Genomic DNA, 14,538 nt, shown 5'->3' with positions numbered 1-14,538 from the left:
CTCTACACCCCGGCGTCCGGCTTCGACCAGAAATGCTTGGTGTCGATGAAATCATGCCACAGGGCGACCAACGCCGCCTCGGTGTCGGCCACGCCACGGGCATGCCAGCCGATGACGATGCCGGCGGCGCGCGGCTCGCCGGGGGCCGAGCGGCTGCCGTCGTCGTGCAGCTCGTGCAGAAGCCGCGTTGCCGTCGCCACGTCGTTCAGATGGCCCAGCGCGTCCTGGAAGGCGGCCATCTGCTGGATGTAGCGGCGCACCGGCTTGTCGTCATACAGGCTGCGGAAGAACTCCACCGCATAGCGCAGCTTCTTCAGTGCGATGCGCAGCTGATGGCGCTGGGCCACCGGCAGGTGGGCGAAACCGTGGCCGGCCCGCTTGGCCTTCTTGTGGCGCTTGTTCAGCAGATGGTCGGCCAGCCCGATGACCGGCTGGAACAGCCGCACCGACTCCTCGCTGACCGGCTGGTCGCGCCAGCCGCGCTTCTCGACCCAGCTGCCGACGCCGAGCAGGAAGGCGGTGTAGCGGTCGGAGCGGATCGCCTCGCGCACGCCCTCATAGGCGCGCAGCCGCTTGGCCTCGGCCGCCGCCGCCAGTGCGTCGAGATCCTCGACCGCCGAGCGGCCATGCCCGTCGGCCTTGTGGAAGGCGTCGCGCACCGGCGCCAGCAGTTCCTCGCCGAACACGTCCCAGTCGCGCGCCGGCCCCAGGCTGCCGGCCAGCCACTTGATCTCGCAGACCAGCCACAGATATTGCGCGGCCGGAATGAAGGGCCGGAACAGCGCGGTGGCCGAGCGCAGCCGGCGCAACGCGACGCGCATCTGGTGCACGCCCTCCGGATCCTCGCCGGCCAGCGTCACCGCCTCGTTCGCCACCATGTGTGCGATGCAGGCGCGCACGATGCGCGCCACCGCCCCCTCGACCGTCGTCTCGGGGTCGAGCACCAGCTTTTCGGCTTTCAGCGCCTTGTCGGCCGTGCCGTTGGCCAGCGCATGGCCGCGCTCCGCCTTGGTCCGCATCTCCAGCCGCAGCGGGGCGGCCTGCGTCAGTTCCTGCGCCAGATCGTAGAGCGCCGCGGGCGTGCCGCTTTTAAGCTCCAGCTCCACCTCGCAGAGGTCGGTGGACCGGCCGTCGGGCAGTTCGATCCGGCCGCGGTCGAAGGCGACCTCGATCACGGCGGCACCGTCGCCCTCGCCCAGCGTCACGTCCTGCGTGGTGCGTTCGACGATGGAGGTGAAAATCGGCCGGAGTTCCGAGTCGCTGAGCGATCCCAGCAGATCGATGGCGTCGGCATCGGCGATCAGCGTCAGGTCGGGGGCGGCGGAGGTCACCGCGCATTCCCATTCCCCGCGCCCCAGCCCGTCCTCGTCGGGTGCGGACTTGACCGTCTGGACGAAGCCGTCGCCGGTCTTGCGCACCCGCAGCGTCACCTTGCGCGCGGCGAGCCGGCGCTCCTCGGTGTCGTAATAGGTGCTTTCCAGGGTCCGTGTCGCCGCCGGGCCGGACACCCGGTCTGCGATGGCGGAAGCGGCGCGCAGCCTGTCGAAGTCTTCCGGCTTCGCCGCCAGCTTCAATTCCGTCTCGCGGTTGATCTCGGCCTCAGCCATCGCCTGCGCTTCAACCCCCGTTTTGCGGCCCATCGGCCTACAGTTGGGTGTTTGCACAGCCAATGGACAGGGTCAAGTTACGGAAATGTTGCAGAAGCCTGCGGTTGCGGCACCCGCCGGCTGTACGTCCACCGCCGGTTCCTGGCGCTCGGCCAGGGCTTTAACCAGGACGTTGCAGGGTCATTATGCCCCATTTCACCCCACCCTTGGGGCGTTGCAAAGCGTGCAGGCCTGTGGTTGGGTTCCCGCAAACTGAAACGGCCTGTCCCGTTGGGATCGGCCATAATTGGGGAAGTGTGACGATGACCGATTTCAACACGATCGACGACCTTGAGGTGAGCGGCAAGACGGTGCTGGTGCGCGCCGACCTGAACGTTCCGATGCAGGACGGCAAGGTGTCCGACACCACCCGCATCGACCGCCTCGCCCCCACCCTGAAGGAGTTGTCCTCCAAGGGTGCCAAGGTCGTGGTCCTGTCGCATTTCGGTCGCCCGAAGAACGGTCCGGACGCCAAGAACTCCTTGCGCAACGTGCTGGACGCTCTCAGCGCCGCCGTCGGCCAGAAGGTGGCCTTCGCCGAGGATTGCGTCGGCGAGAAGGCCAAGGAGGCCATCGCCAAGGTGCATGACGGCGCCATCGTGCTGCTGGAGAACACCCGCTTCCACGCCGAAGAGGAAAAGAACGATCCGGCTTTCGCCAAGGAAATGGCCGCGCTCGGCGACATCTACGTCAACGACGCCTTCTCCGCCGCGCACCGTGCCCATGCCTCGACCGAGGGTGTCGCCCGCCTGCTGCCGAACGCCGCCGGCCGCCTGATGGAAGCCGAGCTGAAGGCCCTGACGCTGGCGCTGGAGAAGCCGGAGCGCCCGGTGGCCGCCGTCGTCGGCGGTGCCAAGATCTCCACCAAGCTGGAACTGCTCGGCAACATGGTCCGCAAGGTGGACCTGCTGGTGCTGGGTGGCGGCATGGCCAACACCTTCCTGTTCGCCCAGGGCACCGACGTCGGCGCCTCGCTGTGCGAGAAGGACATGGCCGATCAGGCCCGCGCCATCATGGCGACCGCCAAGGACGCGAACTGCGAGATCCTGCTGCCGAAGGACTTCGTCGTCGCCAAGGAGTTCAAGGCCGGTGCGGCCAACCGCGTCGTCGCCTTCGACGCCATCGGCGCTGACGAGATGGCGCTGGACGTCGGCCCGGCCACCGTCGAGTTCCTCGGCGTGAAGCTGCAGGGCGCCAAGACCGTCGTGTGGAACGGCCCGCTCGGCGCCTTCGAAATCCAGCCCTTCGACGCCGGCACCAACGCGGTGGCCGGTCTGGTCGCCGCCCGCACCGAAGCCGGCGGCCTGCTGTCGGTGGCCGGCGGCGGCGACACCGTCGCGGCGATGGCCCATGCCGGGGTCGAGGACAAGTTCACCTACGTGTCCGCCGCCGGCGGCGCCTTCCTGGAATGGCTGGAAGGCAAGGAACTGCCGGGTGTGGCAGCGCTGAAGAAGTAAGCGGTTCCGTAAGGATCGCCGACAAAAAGGCTCCGGGTTTCGGCCCGGAGCCTTTTTGCTTTTTCATCCCTGTCCAACCCGTTCCGCCCTCATCTTCAGCCACTCCGCCAAGCCCTGATCGTCCAGCGCATATTGTCCGCGTGCTGACCGCCACAGGATATTCTTCTGCCGCAGCGCCTCGATGGCCGCCTGGACGGCCGGCGGCTCCACCATCTCCCCGACCGCATCGGCATAGGCTTGCAGAGCCGGAGCGGAGAAGGGAGCGGATTGCGGCCCCTCCAGCGCCAGCCGTTCGACCACTGCCTGCTGCAACGGCGTCAGCCCCGACCATGCGAACTCGTAGTCTTCCCACACCCGCTGGCGAAGCTCGGTCGCGCCGTCCGCCAACGCACGTTTCAGGTCGCCGGCATCGCCGACCAGCAGCGCCGCATCCGACAGGATCCGCATCAGGGCCTCGGGCCGCCGCCCTACCGCGTCGAAGGCTGCGAAGACATCGTCCGCGTCGAACCGGTTGCCCTCGGCCAGCCGCTCGTTGATCCAAGTGGTGTAGGCGTCGGTATAGGCGCGGTCGAGCAGCGGAAAGCTGCGGACGCTGGTTCCGAAGAAGGGTTGGTCGCGGTTCAGCACCAGCCGGCTCAGCTTGTCGCGGTGAGATCCGGTCAGCACGATCATCAGATTCGGACCGTCGCGCGCATCGTCCCTGGTGTTCAGCCGGTCGCGCGCCGCCTTCAGCGCGAACATGGCGTTCAGCCCGGCCTCGGTCGTCAGCGCGTGCTGCGCTTCATCCACCAGCAGGGCGATCCGCTTGTGCGTCCGCTCCAACAGCGCCTCCAGCGCGTCGGCCAGCGTGGTCCCCTGCGCCTGCCCGATCCGGTCGACGTCGACCGAGACGCCGCCTATGCCCAGCTTGCTGAGTCCGACCGCCCGCACCGCCTTGACCGGCAGGCTGTCGGCCTGGCGAAGCTCAGCCTTCAATGCCTCCGCGATCAGATGCGCCGGGTCGGCCGCCATGTCCGACCACAGATCGACATAGACCGCGAGGATGCCGCGCCCTTCAAGCTCCGGCCCCAGATCGTGGCGCAGGAATGTGCTCTTGCCGGTCCGCCGCGGTGCTGCCAGACAGAGCGTCGGCTCCGCCCCGATCGGCGCGTCCCCCGTCACGATGTCGGCCAGCGCCGCCGCCAGCTTCGGGCGGTGAAACAGGAACTTCTGTGCAGGCGTGGAGGCAGGGTGGGACGGCACGGGCGGCCTCTTTAGGACCAATTATGGAGCGAACCATAATTTATAGTCTGAAAAATAATCTTCAATAGTCCGCTGCGGACTGCGCAACGACCCGTGCGCACCAACCGTTTCCCCTTGCATCCGCCCACACGAATGGTCATAAAAGCGGCGGGAGACTGGCGTCGGACGAGTCCCTCGCCAACCCGGTCAGGTCCGGAAGGAAGCAGCCGCAACGAGTTACGGCTCGGGTCGTTCGTCCAGTCTCCCACCCTCAGCAAAAATTGCCAGCACGAAACAGACGGCGACAGCGCGGTGCCGGGACGCTATCCTGCGGCCCGAAATTCCCCTCCCGTCGTTTCGACAGGCCAGCCGCGTGACCGATACCACCGCCGAAATCACCGCCGCTTCCGCTCCCGCCACCGGGCAGGCTTACCGGGTGCTGGCGCGCAAATACCGGCCGAAGACCTTCGACGAGCTGATCGGCCAGGACGCGCTGGTCCGCACCCTGACCAATGCCATCCAGTCCGGCCGCATCGCCCAGGCCTTCATGCTGACCGGCGTGCGCGGCGTCGGCAAGACCACCACCGCCCGCATCATCGCCCGCGCGCTGAACTGCACCGGGCCGGACGGCACCGGCGGGCCAACGGTCAGCCCCTGCGGCGTCTGCGACAATTGCCGCGCCATCGCCGAGGACCGCCACGTCGACGTGATGGAGATGGACGCCGCCAGCCACACCGGCGTCGACGACATCCGCGAGATCATCGACGGCGTGCGCTACTCGCCTGTCTCGGCCCGCTACAAGCTCTACATCATCGACGAGGTCCACATGCTCTCCAAGAGCGCGTTCAACGCGCTCCTGAAGACGCTTGAAGAACCGCCGAGCCATGTGAAGTTCGTCTTCGCCACCACCGAGATCCGCAAGGTGCCGGTGACGGTGCTGTCGCGCTGCCAGCGCTTCGACCTGCGCCGCGTCGACGCCCAGGTGCTGAAGGAGCATTTCACCCGCGTCACCGCCCTGGAAGGCGCCGGCATCGAAGGCGACGCCGCCTCGCTGATCGCGCGGGCCGCCGACGGGTCGGTGCGCGATGGGCTGTCGCTGCTCGATCAGGCGATTGCGCTGGCCGCCGGCACCGTCACCGCGCAGCAGGTGCGCGACATGCTGGGGCTGGCCGACCGCACCCGCGTCATCGACCTGTTCGAGGCCGCCGTCTCCGCCAAGCCGGCCGAAGCGATGGACATCCTGTCCGACCTGCACCGAGTCGGTGCCGACCCGGTGGTGATCCTCCAGGACCTGCTGGATCTCGTCCACAATCTGACCCGCCTGAAGGTGGTGCCCGACAGCGCCAACGACCCTTCCCTGCCGGAGGCCGAGCGCACGCGCGGAGCCAGCCTGTCCTCCAAGCTCGGCATGCCGGCGCTGACCCGCGCCTGGCAGCTTCTGCTGAAGGGGCTGAACGAGGTGCAGGCCGCCCCGGTGCCGCAGCAGGCGCTGGAGATGGTGATCGTCCGCCTGTCCTATGCCGCCGACCTGCCGACTCCGGGCGAACTGATCCGCCAGTTCCAGGCCCAGCAGGCCAATGGCGGTGCAAATGGCGCGCCGATGGGCCGCGGCCCCGGCGGTGGCGGCGGCCCCGTCGCAGTCGCCAGCCAGTCCACTCATGCCGTCGCCCGCTCCATGGGCTCGGCCCAGCCGCAAAGCGCCCCGGTGGCGCAGGCGGCCCCCGCCCCGGCCGTCATCCCGGACGGCGAGGAGCTGTCGCCGATGCCGCACGACTTCCGTGCGCTGGTGCAGCTGTTCTCCGACCGGCGCGAAGGCGCGCTCTACGGCTATCTGATGGAGACGGTCCAACTGGTCCGCATGGAGCCGGGCACGCTGGAGCTGAAGCTCCGCCCTGCCGCCCCGCCGACCCTGCCGGCCAAGGTCGGGCAGTTCCTGACCGAATGGACCGGCCAGCGCTGGATCGTCGCGCTGTCGGAAGGCCCGGCCCAGCCGACGCTGGCCGAGCAGGACAAGGCCGAAAAGCACCGCGCCTGGGCGGAGGCGGAAGCCAACCCGGTGGTGCGCGCCGTGCTCGACACGTTCAGCGGGGCGAAGATCATCGATGTCCGCGACCTTGCGGAAGTTGCCGCCGCGGAGAGCGCGGCGGTTGCGGATGACGGCGAGACACCCGATTTCATGGTTCAGCAGCAGGACGACGGGGTCTATTACCCCCTCGACGACGAAGGAGAGTACTGACCGATGAAGAATATCGGCAACATGATGAAGCAGGCCCAGCAGATGCAGGCCAAGATGCAGGAAATGCAGGCGAGCCTGGAGCAGGTCGAAGTGACCGGCCAGAGCGCCGCCGGCATGGTGGTCGTGACCGTCAACGGCAAGAGCGAGATGAAGAAGGTCAAGCTCGACAAGTCCGTCGTCGATCCCGAGGACGTCGAGGTTCTGGAAGACCTGATCGTCGCCGCCTTCAACGACGCCAAGAAGAAGGTCGAGCAGCACGTCGCCGAGGAAACCTCGAAGATGATGGGCGGCCTGAAGCTGCCGCCGGGCATCAAGCTGCCGTTCTGATCCTGACAGTCTTTTGTGAAAGTCCCCTCTCCCCGGAGGGGAGAGGCGGATTTGCACATCGATGATCGGACCTGAAATCGAACGCCTGATCCAGCTGCTGTCCAAGCTGCCGGGACTCGGTCCCCGGTCGGCGCGGCGGGCGGCGCTGCATCTGATGAAGCGGCGGGACAGCCTGCTGATCCCGCTGTCGGAAGCAATGGCGGCGGCCGGCGAATCGATCCGCGCCTGCTCCGTCTGCGGCAACCTCGACAGCCGCGACCCCTGCACCGTCTGCTCCGACCCCACCCGCGACCGCTCGGTCATCTGCGTGGTCGAGGATGCCGGCGACCTGTGGGCGCTGGAACGCACCCGCGCCTTCCGCGGCACCTATCACGTGCTGGGCGGCCTGCTGTCGGCACTCCAGGGTGTCGGCCCCGACGATCTTAACTTGGCCGGCCTCGCCGAGCGCGCCAAGGACCCGGCGGTGCGCGAGATCATCCTGGCGCTGAATGCCACCGTCGACGGCCAGACCACCGCCCATGTGGTGACCGACCGCCTGACCGAGTCCGACGTGTCGGTCTCCCGCCTTGCCCACGGCGTCCCGGTGGGCGGCGAGCTTGACTATCTCGACGACGGCACGCTGACCGCGGCGCTGAAGGCACGGCGCCCGCTCTAGTCCGGGATGTGCCGGCCTCTCACCGCTCGAACAGCCCGACCAGTTCCACATGGGCCGACCACAGGAACTGGTCGACCGGCCAGATTTTCACCAGACGATAGCCGCCATCCACCAGCACCCGCGCGTCGCGGGCGAAGCTGGCGGGGTTGCAGGACACGCCCACCACCCGCGGCACTCTGGCTCCGGCGAGCGCCGCCGCCTGGGCCGCGGCACCGGCCCGCGGCGGGTCGAACACGACGGCATCGTAACGATTGAGTTCCTTGGCGCTCAGCGGGTTCTCGAACAGGTCGCGCCGCTCCGCCGTCAGCCGCAGCCCCTGCACCGAACGGCCGAGCGCCGCCACCGCCGCCTCGTCGCCCTCCACCGCATGCACCGCCGCCTGTTGCGCAAGCGGAATGGAGAAGGTGCCGATGCCCGCGAACAGGTCGGCGATGCGGGCGGCCTGCCCCACCCCCTCACGCACCGCGGCGACCAGGGCCGCCTCGCCCTCCGCACTCGCCTGGAGGAAAGCGCCGGGCGGCGGCTGGATCGGAACGCCTGCGAAACGGATGAAGGCCGGCCGGCGGTTCGCCACCGGCTCCGCTGCCGCGCGGTCGGTCGGCTGCCAGGCGATGCGGGCGATGCGTTCCGGCTCGAACCCGACCAGCACCTCACGCGCCGCGCGGTCCAGGCTGCGCGGCCCGACCAGCAGCAGATCGACCCCGCCCTCCAGATCGGTCAGCACCACATCTGCGTCCCCGCCATCCGGCAGCAGACCGTTCAGCAGGGTCCGTAAAGGCTCCACCAGCGTGAACAGCCGGGGCGACAGGACCGGGCATTCCTCCAGATCGACCAGCCGGTGGCTCTGCCGCTCGTTGAAGCCGAACCAGACCCGCTTGCCGCGCTTCAGCGCCGCAAAACGGGCGCGGCGGCGGGCGCCGGCGGGCGTCCGTGCCAACGGCTCCATCCGGACATCGCCAAGCCCGACCCGCTCCAGCGCTCCGCGCACCATCCCGACGGTCCAGGCGGCGTAGGTCGGATCGTTCATCTGCTGGAGCGTACAGCCGCCGCAGCGGCCGAAATGGCAGCAGGGCGGAGTCTGGCGGCCGGTTCCGGGCTCAAGCACCTCAAGCAGTTCGGCCCGTACGCCTTCCCCCTTCCCATCGCTGTCGGCAGCACGTACACGCACGCGGTCACCCGTCACCGTATAGGGCACGAACAGGCGCAGCCCCTCGGCAAAGGCGATCCCGTCGCCACGCGCACCGACGTCGGCGATGGACACCTCCATCTCCTTTACGTCACGGGGCGGCGCGGCGGTCTTGCGGGTCGGCTGGCGCCCCTTGGCGAAGGGGCGCTTGGCGGGACGCGTCATGTCGGGGGTCCGTTGGATACAGGTGTGGAGCGCCTCCCTTTACGCCTCCAGCAGCTTGGCGCGCAACGGTTCCGGGATCGGCGTCGGGCGATGGGCAGCCTTGTCGACGATCACCGCCACCGCCTCCTGGGTGGCGATGCAGCGGTCGCCCAGGAAAATGGCGCAGCCCAGCGTGATCGAGCTGGTGCCCAGCCGCAGCGTCCGCGCGCCGACCCGCACCGTGTTGGGATAGAGCAGCTCCGCCTTGTATTCGATCAGGCTGCGCGCCAGCACGACGGTCCAGGGAACCTCGGGGGTAAAGCCGCCGACCGTGTTTATCAGAGCAACGCGCGCCTGCTCGAAATAGACGCCGAGGGCGTTGTTGTTGACGTGCCCCACCGCGTCGAGATCGTTGAAGCGCACGCGCTCCTCCCACCAGAAGCGGTAGAGGTCGGGTTTGCTCAGGTCGGGCGTGCCGGTCATGCCGTCTTCCTTGCCGTATAGGTCAATGCGTCTCCGGACTGTGGCGTATGGCCCGGAGCGGCGCAAGCCCGGCTTCGCGCCCTGCTGCCCCGGCTTGCATCCATATTTCCAGGGTGGCCCGCGAATTCCCGCGCCAATCCCCGATTGGCCGTGTTATTGGAGTCGGACCAACCCTCCGCAACGGACCGGACGATGAGCAAGGACACCACCAACCAGACGGCCGAGGCGCTGTTCGAAAAGGCGCTGTCGATCGCCGAAAAGCACCTGGATGAGGCGATCAAGGAAGGTGGCCCGCTCGGCCCCTACATCGCCGTCGCCATGATCGAGGCCGCGGTGAACGCCGCCGTGGACGAGACCAGCCACGAAGACGTCATCGACATGCTGCGCGATCTCGCCGCCCAGATCGAGGCGGACGCCGACGAGGCGGAAGAGGACTGAGGATCAAGCGGTTACGGACCCTGCCTGCCGGCGCGCCTCGCGCCGGCGCAGGATCTCGTAGACGACGGCGCCCAGGATGGTCAGCGCGATCAGCACCAGCGACAGCGCGTTGACCGCCGGTGTCAGGCCGGTGCGCACCTTGGTCGCGATGTAGACGGTCAGCGTGGTGTCCAGCCCGCGCACGAACAGCGTGGTGTTGTAGTTTTCGAAGCTCTGCAGGAAGGCCAGCAGGGCCGCCGACAGGATCGCCGGCATCAGGTACGGCAGCGTGATGCGCCGGAACACCTGCCCATGCGTGGCGCCGAGGTCGAGTGCGGCCTCCTCCAGCGCCGGATCGAACCGCTCCAGCCTTGCCGAGAACAGCAGCATGGCATAGGCGGCGATGAAGCTGGATTGCGCCACCACGGTCAGGAACAGCCCGCCGCTGACCCCGAACCACTCCCGCCAGAACACCAGCGTCGAGATGCCGACGATCACCCCCGGCGTCAGCAGCGGCGACACCATCAGCGCATAGAGGACGGTCTTGGCCCGGCTGTGCAGCCGGTCGAGCAGCAGGGCCGCCGCCAGCCCCAGCGGCACGGCCAGTGCGATCACCCCCGCCCCCACCAGCAGGCTGGTGCCCAGCGCCGCCCACATGCGCTGATCCTCCCACAGTGCCTGGAACCAGCCGAGCGTGAAGCCCATCCAGGGCGTCACCGTGGGAAAACGGCTGCTGTTGAAGGTCGCCGCCGCCATGATGCCCAGCGGCAGGAACAGATAGCCGAAGAACAGCATCAGATAGGCGCCGGTCAGCAGGCGGCGGAAGCGGGCAGCGGTCATGGCTTGAGGCTCATTTCGCGATATCCGCCAGCCCGACGCGGAACAGCCGCATCGCGCCGAGGATGAAGCCGATGCACAGCACCAGCAGGATGAAGGCGTAGGCCGCCCCCTGGTTCCAGTTCCCGCCTTCGAAGAACCAATTGTAGATGATCTCGGTGAACCAGCGGCTGTTCGGCCCGCCCAGCAGGGCCGGCACGGCATAGCTGCCGGCGGCCAGCATGAAGGTCATGATGCAGCCGACCGCGATGCCCGGCTTGGCGTGCGGCAGCACGATGCGGCGGTGGATGCGCAGCCAGCCGGCGCCGAGGTCCCGCGCCGCCTCGATCTGGTTGCGGTCCAGCGATTCGATGGCGTTGTACAGCGGGAAGACCATGAACAGGATGTAGACATAGACCATGCCGACGATCACCCCGGCGTCGCCGCCCAGGAAGCGCTGCGGCTCGTCGATGATGCCCAGCCCCAGCAGAATCGCGTTCAGTGGCCCGTTGAAGGCCAGGATGATGTACCAGGAGAAGGTGCGCAGCAGCTCGTTGATCCAGAAGGGCACGACCAGCATCAGGATCAGCAGCGGCAGCCGCCGCTTCGGCACCACCTGCGCCAGATAGTAGGCGACCGGATAGCAGACGGCCAGCGTGGTCGCGGTGACCAGCGCGCTGGCCCAGATCGTCTTCAGGAAGATCGACAGATGGATCTGGTTGGTCCACAGGGTCAGGTAGTTCCTGACCGTGAACACATCCTCCGGACCGCCGATCTTGGACGGCGGCAGCGACGGCCGGAAGGAGAAGCCGATCATCATCAGCTGCGGCAGCAGCACCAGCAGAGCCAGCCAGACCGCCACGGCCAGCAGGATCACCCCGGTCAGAACCGGGCCGTACCGGCGAAGAACCTCCGTCATTCGGGCACTGCTCCAGCCTGTGGGACCGGTTTGACGCCTAACATGGGGATTCCCGCCGGCGCAAGCGCCGCTATATGACGATGACGTTCAGCAGAGGGAATCTCAGCCGAGATTGTGCTTGGCCACCACGGCGGCGAAGTCGTCGCCGAAATGCTCGCCGACGCGGATGACGGAGACGCCGTAGGGGATTTCCTTCAGCGACGGGTGGTCGAGGTTCAGCGAGGTCAGCAGCGCCATCGGCACATGCTGGGTCACGCTCATGGCGCGCAGGCCGCGGATCAGGTCCAGGCCGGACAGGCCGTCCATCACCATCGAGGCGATGACCATGTCCGGCGGCACGCGCACGGCAAGGCTGATCGATTCGATGGGGTCGGTCACCGTCATGGTGCGGAAGCCGCACGCGGCCAGCTCCGTCCCCAGCTTCTTGGCGACGACCTTGGACGGGGTGACCAGCATGATCTCGACGTTGCGGACATCGACGTCGGTGACCTGGAACTCGTAGCGCACCGGCAGGGCGCGGATGATCCGGTTGGTCTCGGCCAGCAGCGGCTGTTCGGCGCGGTCGACCAGTTCGGAAATGCGGTCGATGAAGATCTGGGCATCGACCAACTGCTTCTCGTCCAGCCGCTTCAGGCCGCTGAGGTAATCCTCCAGCCGGTGGGCGACGAGGCTGACGGTGGGATAGCCGAAGCTGGTGCCCATGCCCTTGAAATTGTGGGCTTCCAGCCGCAGGACGCCGATGGTTTCCACATCGCTGCGCTGGCCCTTCACGCGGTCCGCCAGCGTCGCGTTCATCAGCTCCAGCCGATCGCGCGCGTCGTCCACGAACTCCATGCGCAAGCGGTCTTCGAGGTCGTCGGTCGACATGTGCGAGGCCATGGAGCGGATTCCGGCTGGGGAGGGAAAGGGGTAACCCGAAGGTACACCAAATCCTTGCGCCGAAACAGACGCGGCGCGCCCCTATTCGAAAGGGCGCGCCGCGCGCAACAAAACCACTGGTTTTAAAGGGTGATCAGAGCCGGGCGAGCAGCTTCTGGAACCAGGCCAGACGCTCTTCCGTCTGGGCGATGTCCCGATCCAGCCACGAGGCGAAATGGCCGTCACTGCCGACATCCGCCCGCTTCAGGTCGCCCAACCGCGCCAGCTCGGTCTCGCTAAGCACCACGAGATTGTCGATCTGGTCGCGCTGCGACTCGACATCCAGCAGATGCAGGAAGCGCAGCTTCAGCGCGATGACCAGCTTGTTCAGCCCGTCGGCCGACGGCGCGCGGACATTGGCGCGCATCAGCGTGTCGAACTCCGCCCGGCCGGCTTCGGTCGGACCCAGCAGGGCATTGTCTTCCATGCCGCTGCCGTCCAGCGCCTCGATCAGCCCTTCGTAGCGCAGCATCTCCAACGAGGTGCCCATCAGGTCCAGCGACGGACCCATCATGCGGTCTAGGAAATGACGGACGGAGCCGGCCAGATCGGCGTAGCGCAGCGGCCCACCCTGGATCAGCGTGCCCAGGACGACGAGGCGCACGGCCTCCTTCGGCATCAGCGAGTTGTCACGGTACATGGCGAACCCCCTAGGCGAGCCGCTGGATGCGAAGCCCCGGAAAAACGGAAAGGACGGCAAGGGCGACGGCCGATCCGCAGCACTGAAGCTGCGAACCGGTCGCAACACTACCCCTCAAAGTAGGGATGCGCGCGCCGTCTGTCCAGGGGGCAAAACGTCCTTATCGCCAAAAGGGTCTTTCCGAACCTGTTTTCAGAAGCCCCGCTCAGGCGGCGAGGCGCAGGTCGAGCCGGCTCCACACATCCAGCAGCGCATCGACCAGCATGCCCATCTGCGCATCGGTGTGCAGCGGGGTCGGGGTGAAGCGCAGCCGCTCCGTCCCGCGCGGAACGGTGGGGTAGTTAATCGGCTGGACGTAGATGTTGTGCCGGTCGAGCAGTTCGTCCGAGGCGCGCTTGCAGCGGTGGGCGTCGCCGACCATGAGCGGCACGATGTGGCTCATCGACGGCATCACCGGCAGGCCGGCGTCGGCGAACATCCGCTTCAGCGTGGCGGCGCGTTCCTGGTGATGCGCTCGTTCGGTCTGGCTGTGCTTCAGGTGACGGATGGAGGCCAGCGCCCCCGCCGCCATCACCGGCGACAGCGAGGTGGAGAAGATGAAGCCGGCGGCGAAGCTGCGGACGCAGTCGATCAGCGCGGTGGAGCCGGTGATGTAGCCGCCCTGGACGCCGAAGGCCTTGCCCAGCGTGCCCTCGACGATGGTCAGCCGGTCCATGACGCCGTCGCGCTCGGCCACGCCGGCACCGCGGGCACCGTACATGCCGACGGCGTGCACCTCGTCGAGATAGGTCATGGCGCCGTGCTTGTCGGCAACGTCGCACAGGTCGGCGATGGGGGCGATGTCGCCGTCCATCGAATAGACGCTTTCGAACGCCACCACTTTGGGACGGCCGGGGGCGATGCCCGACAGCAGCTCATCCAGATGCTTGGGGTCGTTGTGGCGGAAGATGTGCTTTTCGGCGCCCGAGTTGCGGATGCCGGTGATCATCGAGTTGTGGTTCAGCGCGTCCGACAGGATCACGCAGTTGGGCAGGATCTTGCCCAGCGTGGTCAGCGTCGCGTCGTTCGACACATAACCCGAGGTGAAGAGCAGCGCCGCTTCCTTGTGGTGCAGGTCGGCCAGCTCGCGTTCCAGCAGCACATGGTAGATGTTGGTGCCGGAGATGTTGCGCGTGCCGCCGGCGCCGGCGCCGACCTGGTCCAGCGCGTCGTGCATCGCCTTCAGCACGCTGGAGTGCTGGCCCATGCCGAGATAGTCGTTGGAACACCACACCGTGACCGGACGCTCGCGCCCGTGGGAATCGCGGAAGGTCGCCGTCGGGAAATTGCCGGCATGGCGCTCCAGATTGGCGAACACGCGGTAGCGGCCATCCTGCTTCAGGGTCGCAATCTGGTTGCGGAAGAAAGTTTCGTAATCCATCGCGCGTTCCCGTTCGCGTTCATCCACACGGTCGGCGGCGCCGGTTTCAGACT

The 14,538-nt window shown here is 67.6% G+C and carries 14 protein-coding genes and 1 other RNA gene; 6 read left to right on the top strand and 9 right to left on the bottom strand.

Features of this window, described 5'->3' with window-relative positions; translation table 11 throughout:
• Positions 1 to 2 precede the first annotated feature (2 nt).
• Complete coding sequence (locus ABNQ40_RS18345; RefSeq protein ID WP_109051941.1) at positions 3 to 1,607, bottom strand: CYTH and CHAD domain-containing protein; 1,605 nt, start codon at positions 1,605 to 1,607, stop codon at positions 3 to 5.
• A gap of 302 nt (positions 1,608 to 1,909) precedes the next feature.
• Between ABNQ40_RS18345 and ABNQ40_RS18340 the strand changes: the two genes are divergently transcribed.
• Positions 1,910 to 3,103 (top strand): phosphoglycerate kinase, encoded by a 1,194-nt coding sequence (locus ABNQ40_RS18340; protein WP_109051940.1) that lies wholly within the window; start codon positions 1,910 to 1,912, stop codon positions 3,101 to 3,103.
• 63 nt (positions 3,104 to 3,166) lie between these two features.
• Here ABNQ40_RS18340 and ABNQ40_RS18335 read toward each other — a convergent pair whose 3' ends face one another.
• The gene (locus ABNQ40_RS18335) at positions 3,167 to 4,345 is read right to left on the bottom strand and encodes an AAA family ATPase (RefSeq protein WP_109051939.1); all 1,179 of its coding nucleotides are present in this window, start codon (positions 4,343 to 4,345) and stop codon (positions 3,167 to 3,169) included.
• 150 nt (positions 4,346 to 4,495) lie between these two features.
• Here ABNQ40_RS18335 and ffs point away from each other — a divergent pair.
• The 4 genes from ffs to recR all read left to right on the top strand — a co-directional run bounded on the left by ffs (position 4,496) and on the right by recR (position 7,542).
• An RNA gene (gene ffs / locus ABNQ40_RS18330) (signal recognition particle sRNA small type) lies at positions 4,496 to 4,593 on the top strand.
• A gap of 104 nt (positions 4,594 to 4,697) precedes the next feature.
• The gene (locus tag ABNQ40_RS18325) at positions 4,698 to 6,560 is read left to right on the top strand and encodes a DNA polymerase III subunit gamma/tau (RefSeq protein WP_109051938.1); all 1,863 of its coding nucleotides are present in this window, start codon (positions 4,698 to 4,700) and stop codon (positions 6,558 to 6,560) included.
• Between the two features lie 3 nt (positions 6,561 to 6,563).
• Positions 6,564 to 6,887, top strand: coding sequence for a YbaB/EbfC family nucleoid-associated protein (locus ABNQ40_RS18320; RefSeq protein ID WP_063635355.1), 324 nt, complete (start codon positions 6,564 to 6,566; stop codon positions 6,885 to 6,887).
• Positions 6,888 to 6,948: 61 nt separating this feature from the next.
• Positions 6,949 to 7,542, top strand: coding sequence for a recombination mediator RecR (recR, locus tag ABNQ40_RS18315; protein WP_109051937.1), 594 nt, complete (start codon positions 6,949 to 6,951; stop codon positions 7,540 to 7,542).
• A gap of 19 nt (positions 7,543 to 7,561) precedes the next feature.
• Here the strand turns inward: recR and ABNQ40_RS18310 are convergent, their stop codons facing one another.
• Together ABNQ40_RS18310 and ABNQ40_RS18305 are read right to left on the bottom strand one after the other, a co-directional pair.
• Entirely contained in the window at positions 7,562 to 8,893 is a 1,332-nt protein-coding gene (locus ABNQ40_RS18310) for a class I SAM-dependent RNA methyltransferase (protein WP_109051936.1), read from the bottom strand.
• A 39-nt stretch (positions 8,894 to 8,932) separates the two neighbouring features.
• The gene (locus tag ABNQ40_RS18305) at positions 8,933 to 9,355 is read right to left on the bottom strand and encodes a thioesterase family protein (protein ID WP_109051935.1); all 423 of its coding nucleotides are present in this window, start codon (positions 9,353 to 9,355) and stop codon (positions 8,933 to 8,935) included.
• 192 nt (positions 9,356 to 9,547) lie between these two features.
• On the opposite strand from ABNQ40_RS18305, the gene ABNQ40_RS18300 reads away from it, so the two are divergent.
• Positions 9,548 to 9,793, top strand: coding sequence for a hypothetical protein (locus ABNQ40_RS18300; RefSeq protein WP_014248877.1), 246 nt, complete (start codon positions 9,548 to 9,550; stop codon positions 9,791 to 9,793).
• A 3-nt stretch (positions 9,794 to 9,796) separates the two neighbouring features.
• Here the strand turns inward: ABNQ40_RS18300 and ABNQ40_RS18295 are convergent, their stop codons facing one another.
• The 5 genes from ABNQ40_RS18295 to hemA all read right to left on the bottom strand — a co-directional run bounded on the left by ABNQ40_RS18295 (position 9,797) and on the right by hemA (position 14,485).
• On the bottom strand, positions 9,797 to 10,612 hold the full coding sequence (locus tag ABNQ40_RS18295; protein WP_109051934.1) for an ABC transporter permease: 816 nt from the start codon (positions 10,610 to 10,612) through the stop codon (positions 9,797 to 9,799).
• 10 nt (positions 10,613 to 10,622) lie between these two features.
• Entirely contained in the window at positions 10,623 to 11,507 is an 885-nt protein-coding gene (locus ABNQ40_RS18290) for an ABC transporter permease (protein WP_109051933.1), read from the bottom strand.
• Between the two features lie 102 nt (positions 11,508 to 11,609).
• Entirely contained in the window at positions 11,610 to 12,386 is a 777-nt protein-coding gene (locus tag ABNQ40_RS18285) for an Hpt domain-containing protein (protein WP_109051932.1), read from the bottom strand.
• 133 nt (positions 12,387 to 12,519) lie between these two features.
• On the bottom strand, positions 12,520 to 13,065 hold the full coding sequence (locus ABNQ40_RS18280; protein WP_109051931.1) for a hypothetical protein: 546 nt from the start codon (positions 13,063 to 13,065) through the stop codon (positions 12,520 to 12,522).
• Positions 13,066 to 13,270: 205 nt separating this feature from the next.
• On the bottom strand, positions 13,271 to 14,485 hold the full coding sequence (gene hemA / locus ABNQ40_RS18275; RefSeq protein WP_109051930.1) for a 5-aminolevulinate synthase: 1,215 nt from the start codon (positions 14,483 to 14,485) through the stop codon (positions 13,271 to 13,273).
• Positions 14,486 to 14,538: the final 53 nt, after the last annotated feature.

This window comes from Azospirillum sp. A23 (genome assembly GCF_042938965.1).
Lineage (GTDB): Bacteria > Pseudomonadota > Alphaproteobacteria > Azospirillales > Azospirillaceae > Azospirillum > Azospirillum melinis.
Note: the sequence above shows the minus strand (reverse complement) of the source record. Positions and strands in the feature narration are given on the sequence as shown.

Bases quoted from the DNA above. Each gene is read 5' to 3' on its own strand.
- recR (WP_109051937.1), top strand. From the start codon at position 6,949: ATGATCGGACCTGAAATCGAACGCCTGATCCAGCTGCTGTCCAAGCTG.
- hemA (WP_109051930.1), bottom strand. From the start codon at position 14,485: ATGGATTACGAAACTTTCTTCCGCAACCAGATTGCGACCCTGAAGCAG.
- ABNQ40_RS18310 (WP_109051936.1), bottom strand. From the start codon at position 8,893: ATGACGCGTCCCGCCAAGCGCCCCTTCGCCAAGGGGCGCCAGCCGACC.
- ABNQ40_RS18320 (WP_063635355.1), top strand. From the start codon at position 6,564: ATGAAGAATATCGGCAACATGATGAAGCAGGCCCAGCAGATGCAGGCC.
- ABNQ40_RS18295 (WP_109051934.1), bottom strand. From the start codon at position 10,612: ATGACCGCTGCCCGCTTCCGCCGCCTGCTGACCGGCGCCTATCTGATG.
- ABNQ40_RS18285 (WP_109051932.1), bottom strand. From the start codon at position 12,386: ATGGCCTCGCACATGTCGACCGACGACCTCGAAGACCGCTTGCGCATG.
- ABNQ40_RS18305 (WP_109051935.1), bottom strand. From the start codon at position 9,355: ATGACCGGCACGCCCGACCTGAGCAAACCCGACCTCTACCGCTTCTGG.
- ABNQ40_RS18345 (WP_109051941.1), bottom strand. From the start codon at position 1,607: ATGGCTGAGGCCGAGATCAACCGCGAGACGGAATTGAAGCTGGCGGCG.
- ABNQ40_RS18300 (WP_014248877.1), top strand. From the start codon at position 9,548: ATGAGCAAGGACACCACCAACCAGACGGCCGAGGCGCTGTTCGAAAAG.
- ABNQ40_RS18290 (WP_109051933.1), bottom strand. From the start codon at position 11,507: ATGACGGAGGTTCTTCGCCGGTACGGCCCGGTTCTGACCGGGGTGATC.
- ABNQ40_RS18340 (WP_109051940.1), top strand. From the start codon at position 1,910: ATGACCGATTTCAACACGATCGACGACCTTGAGGTGAGCGGCAAGACG.
- ABNQ40_RS18280 (WP_109051931.1), bottom strand. From the start codon at position 13,065: ATGTACCGTGACAACTCGCTGATGCCGAAGGAGGCCGTGCGCCTCGTC.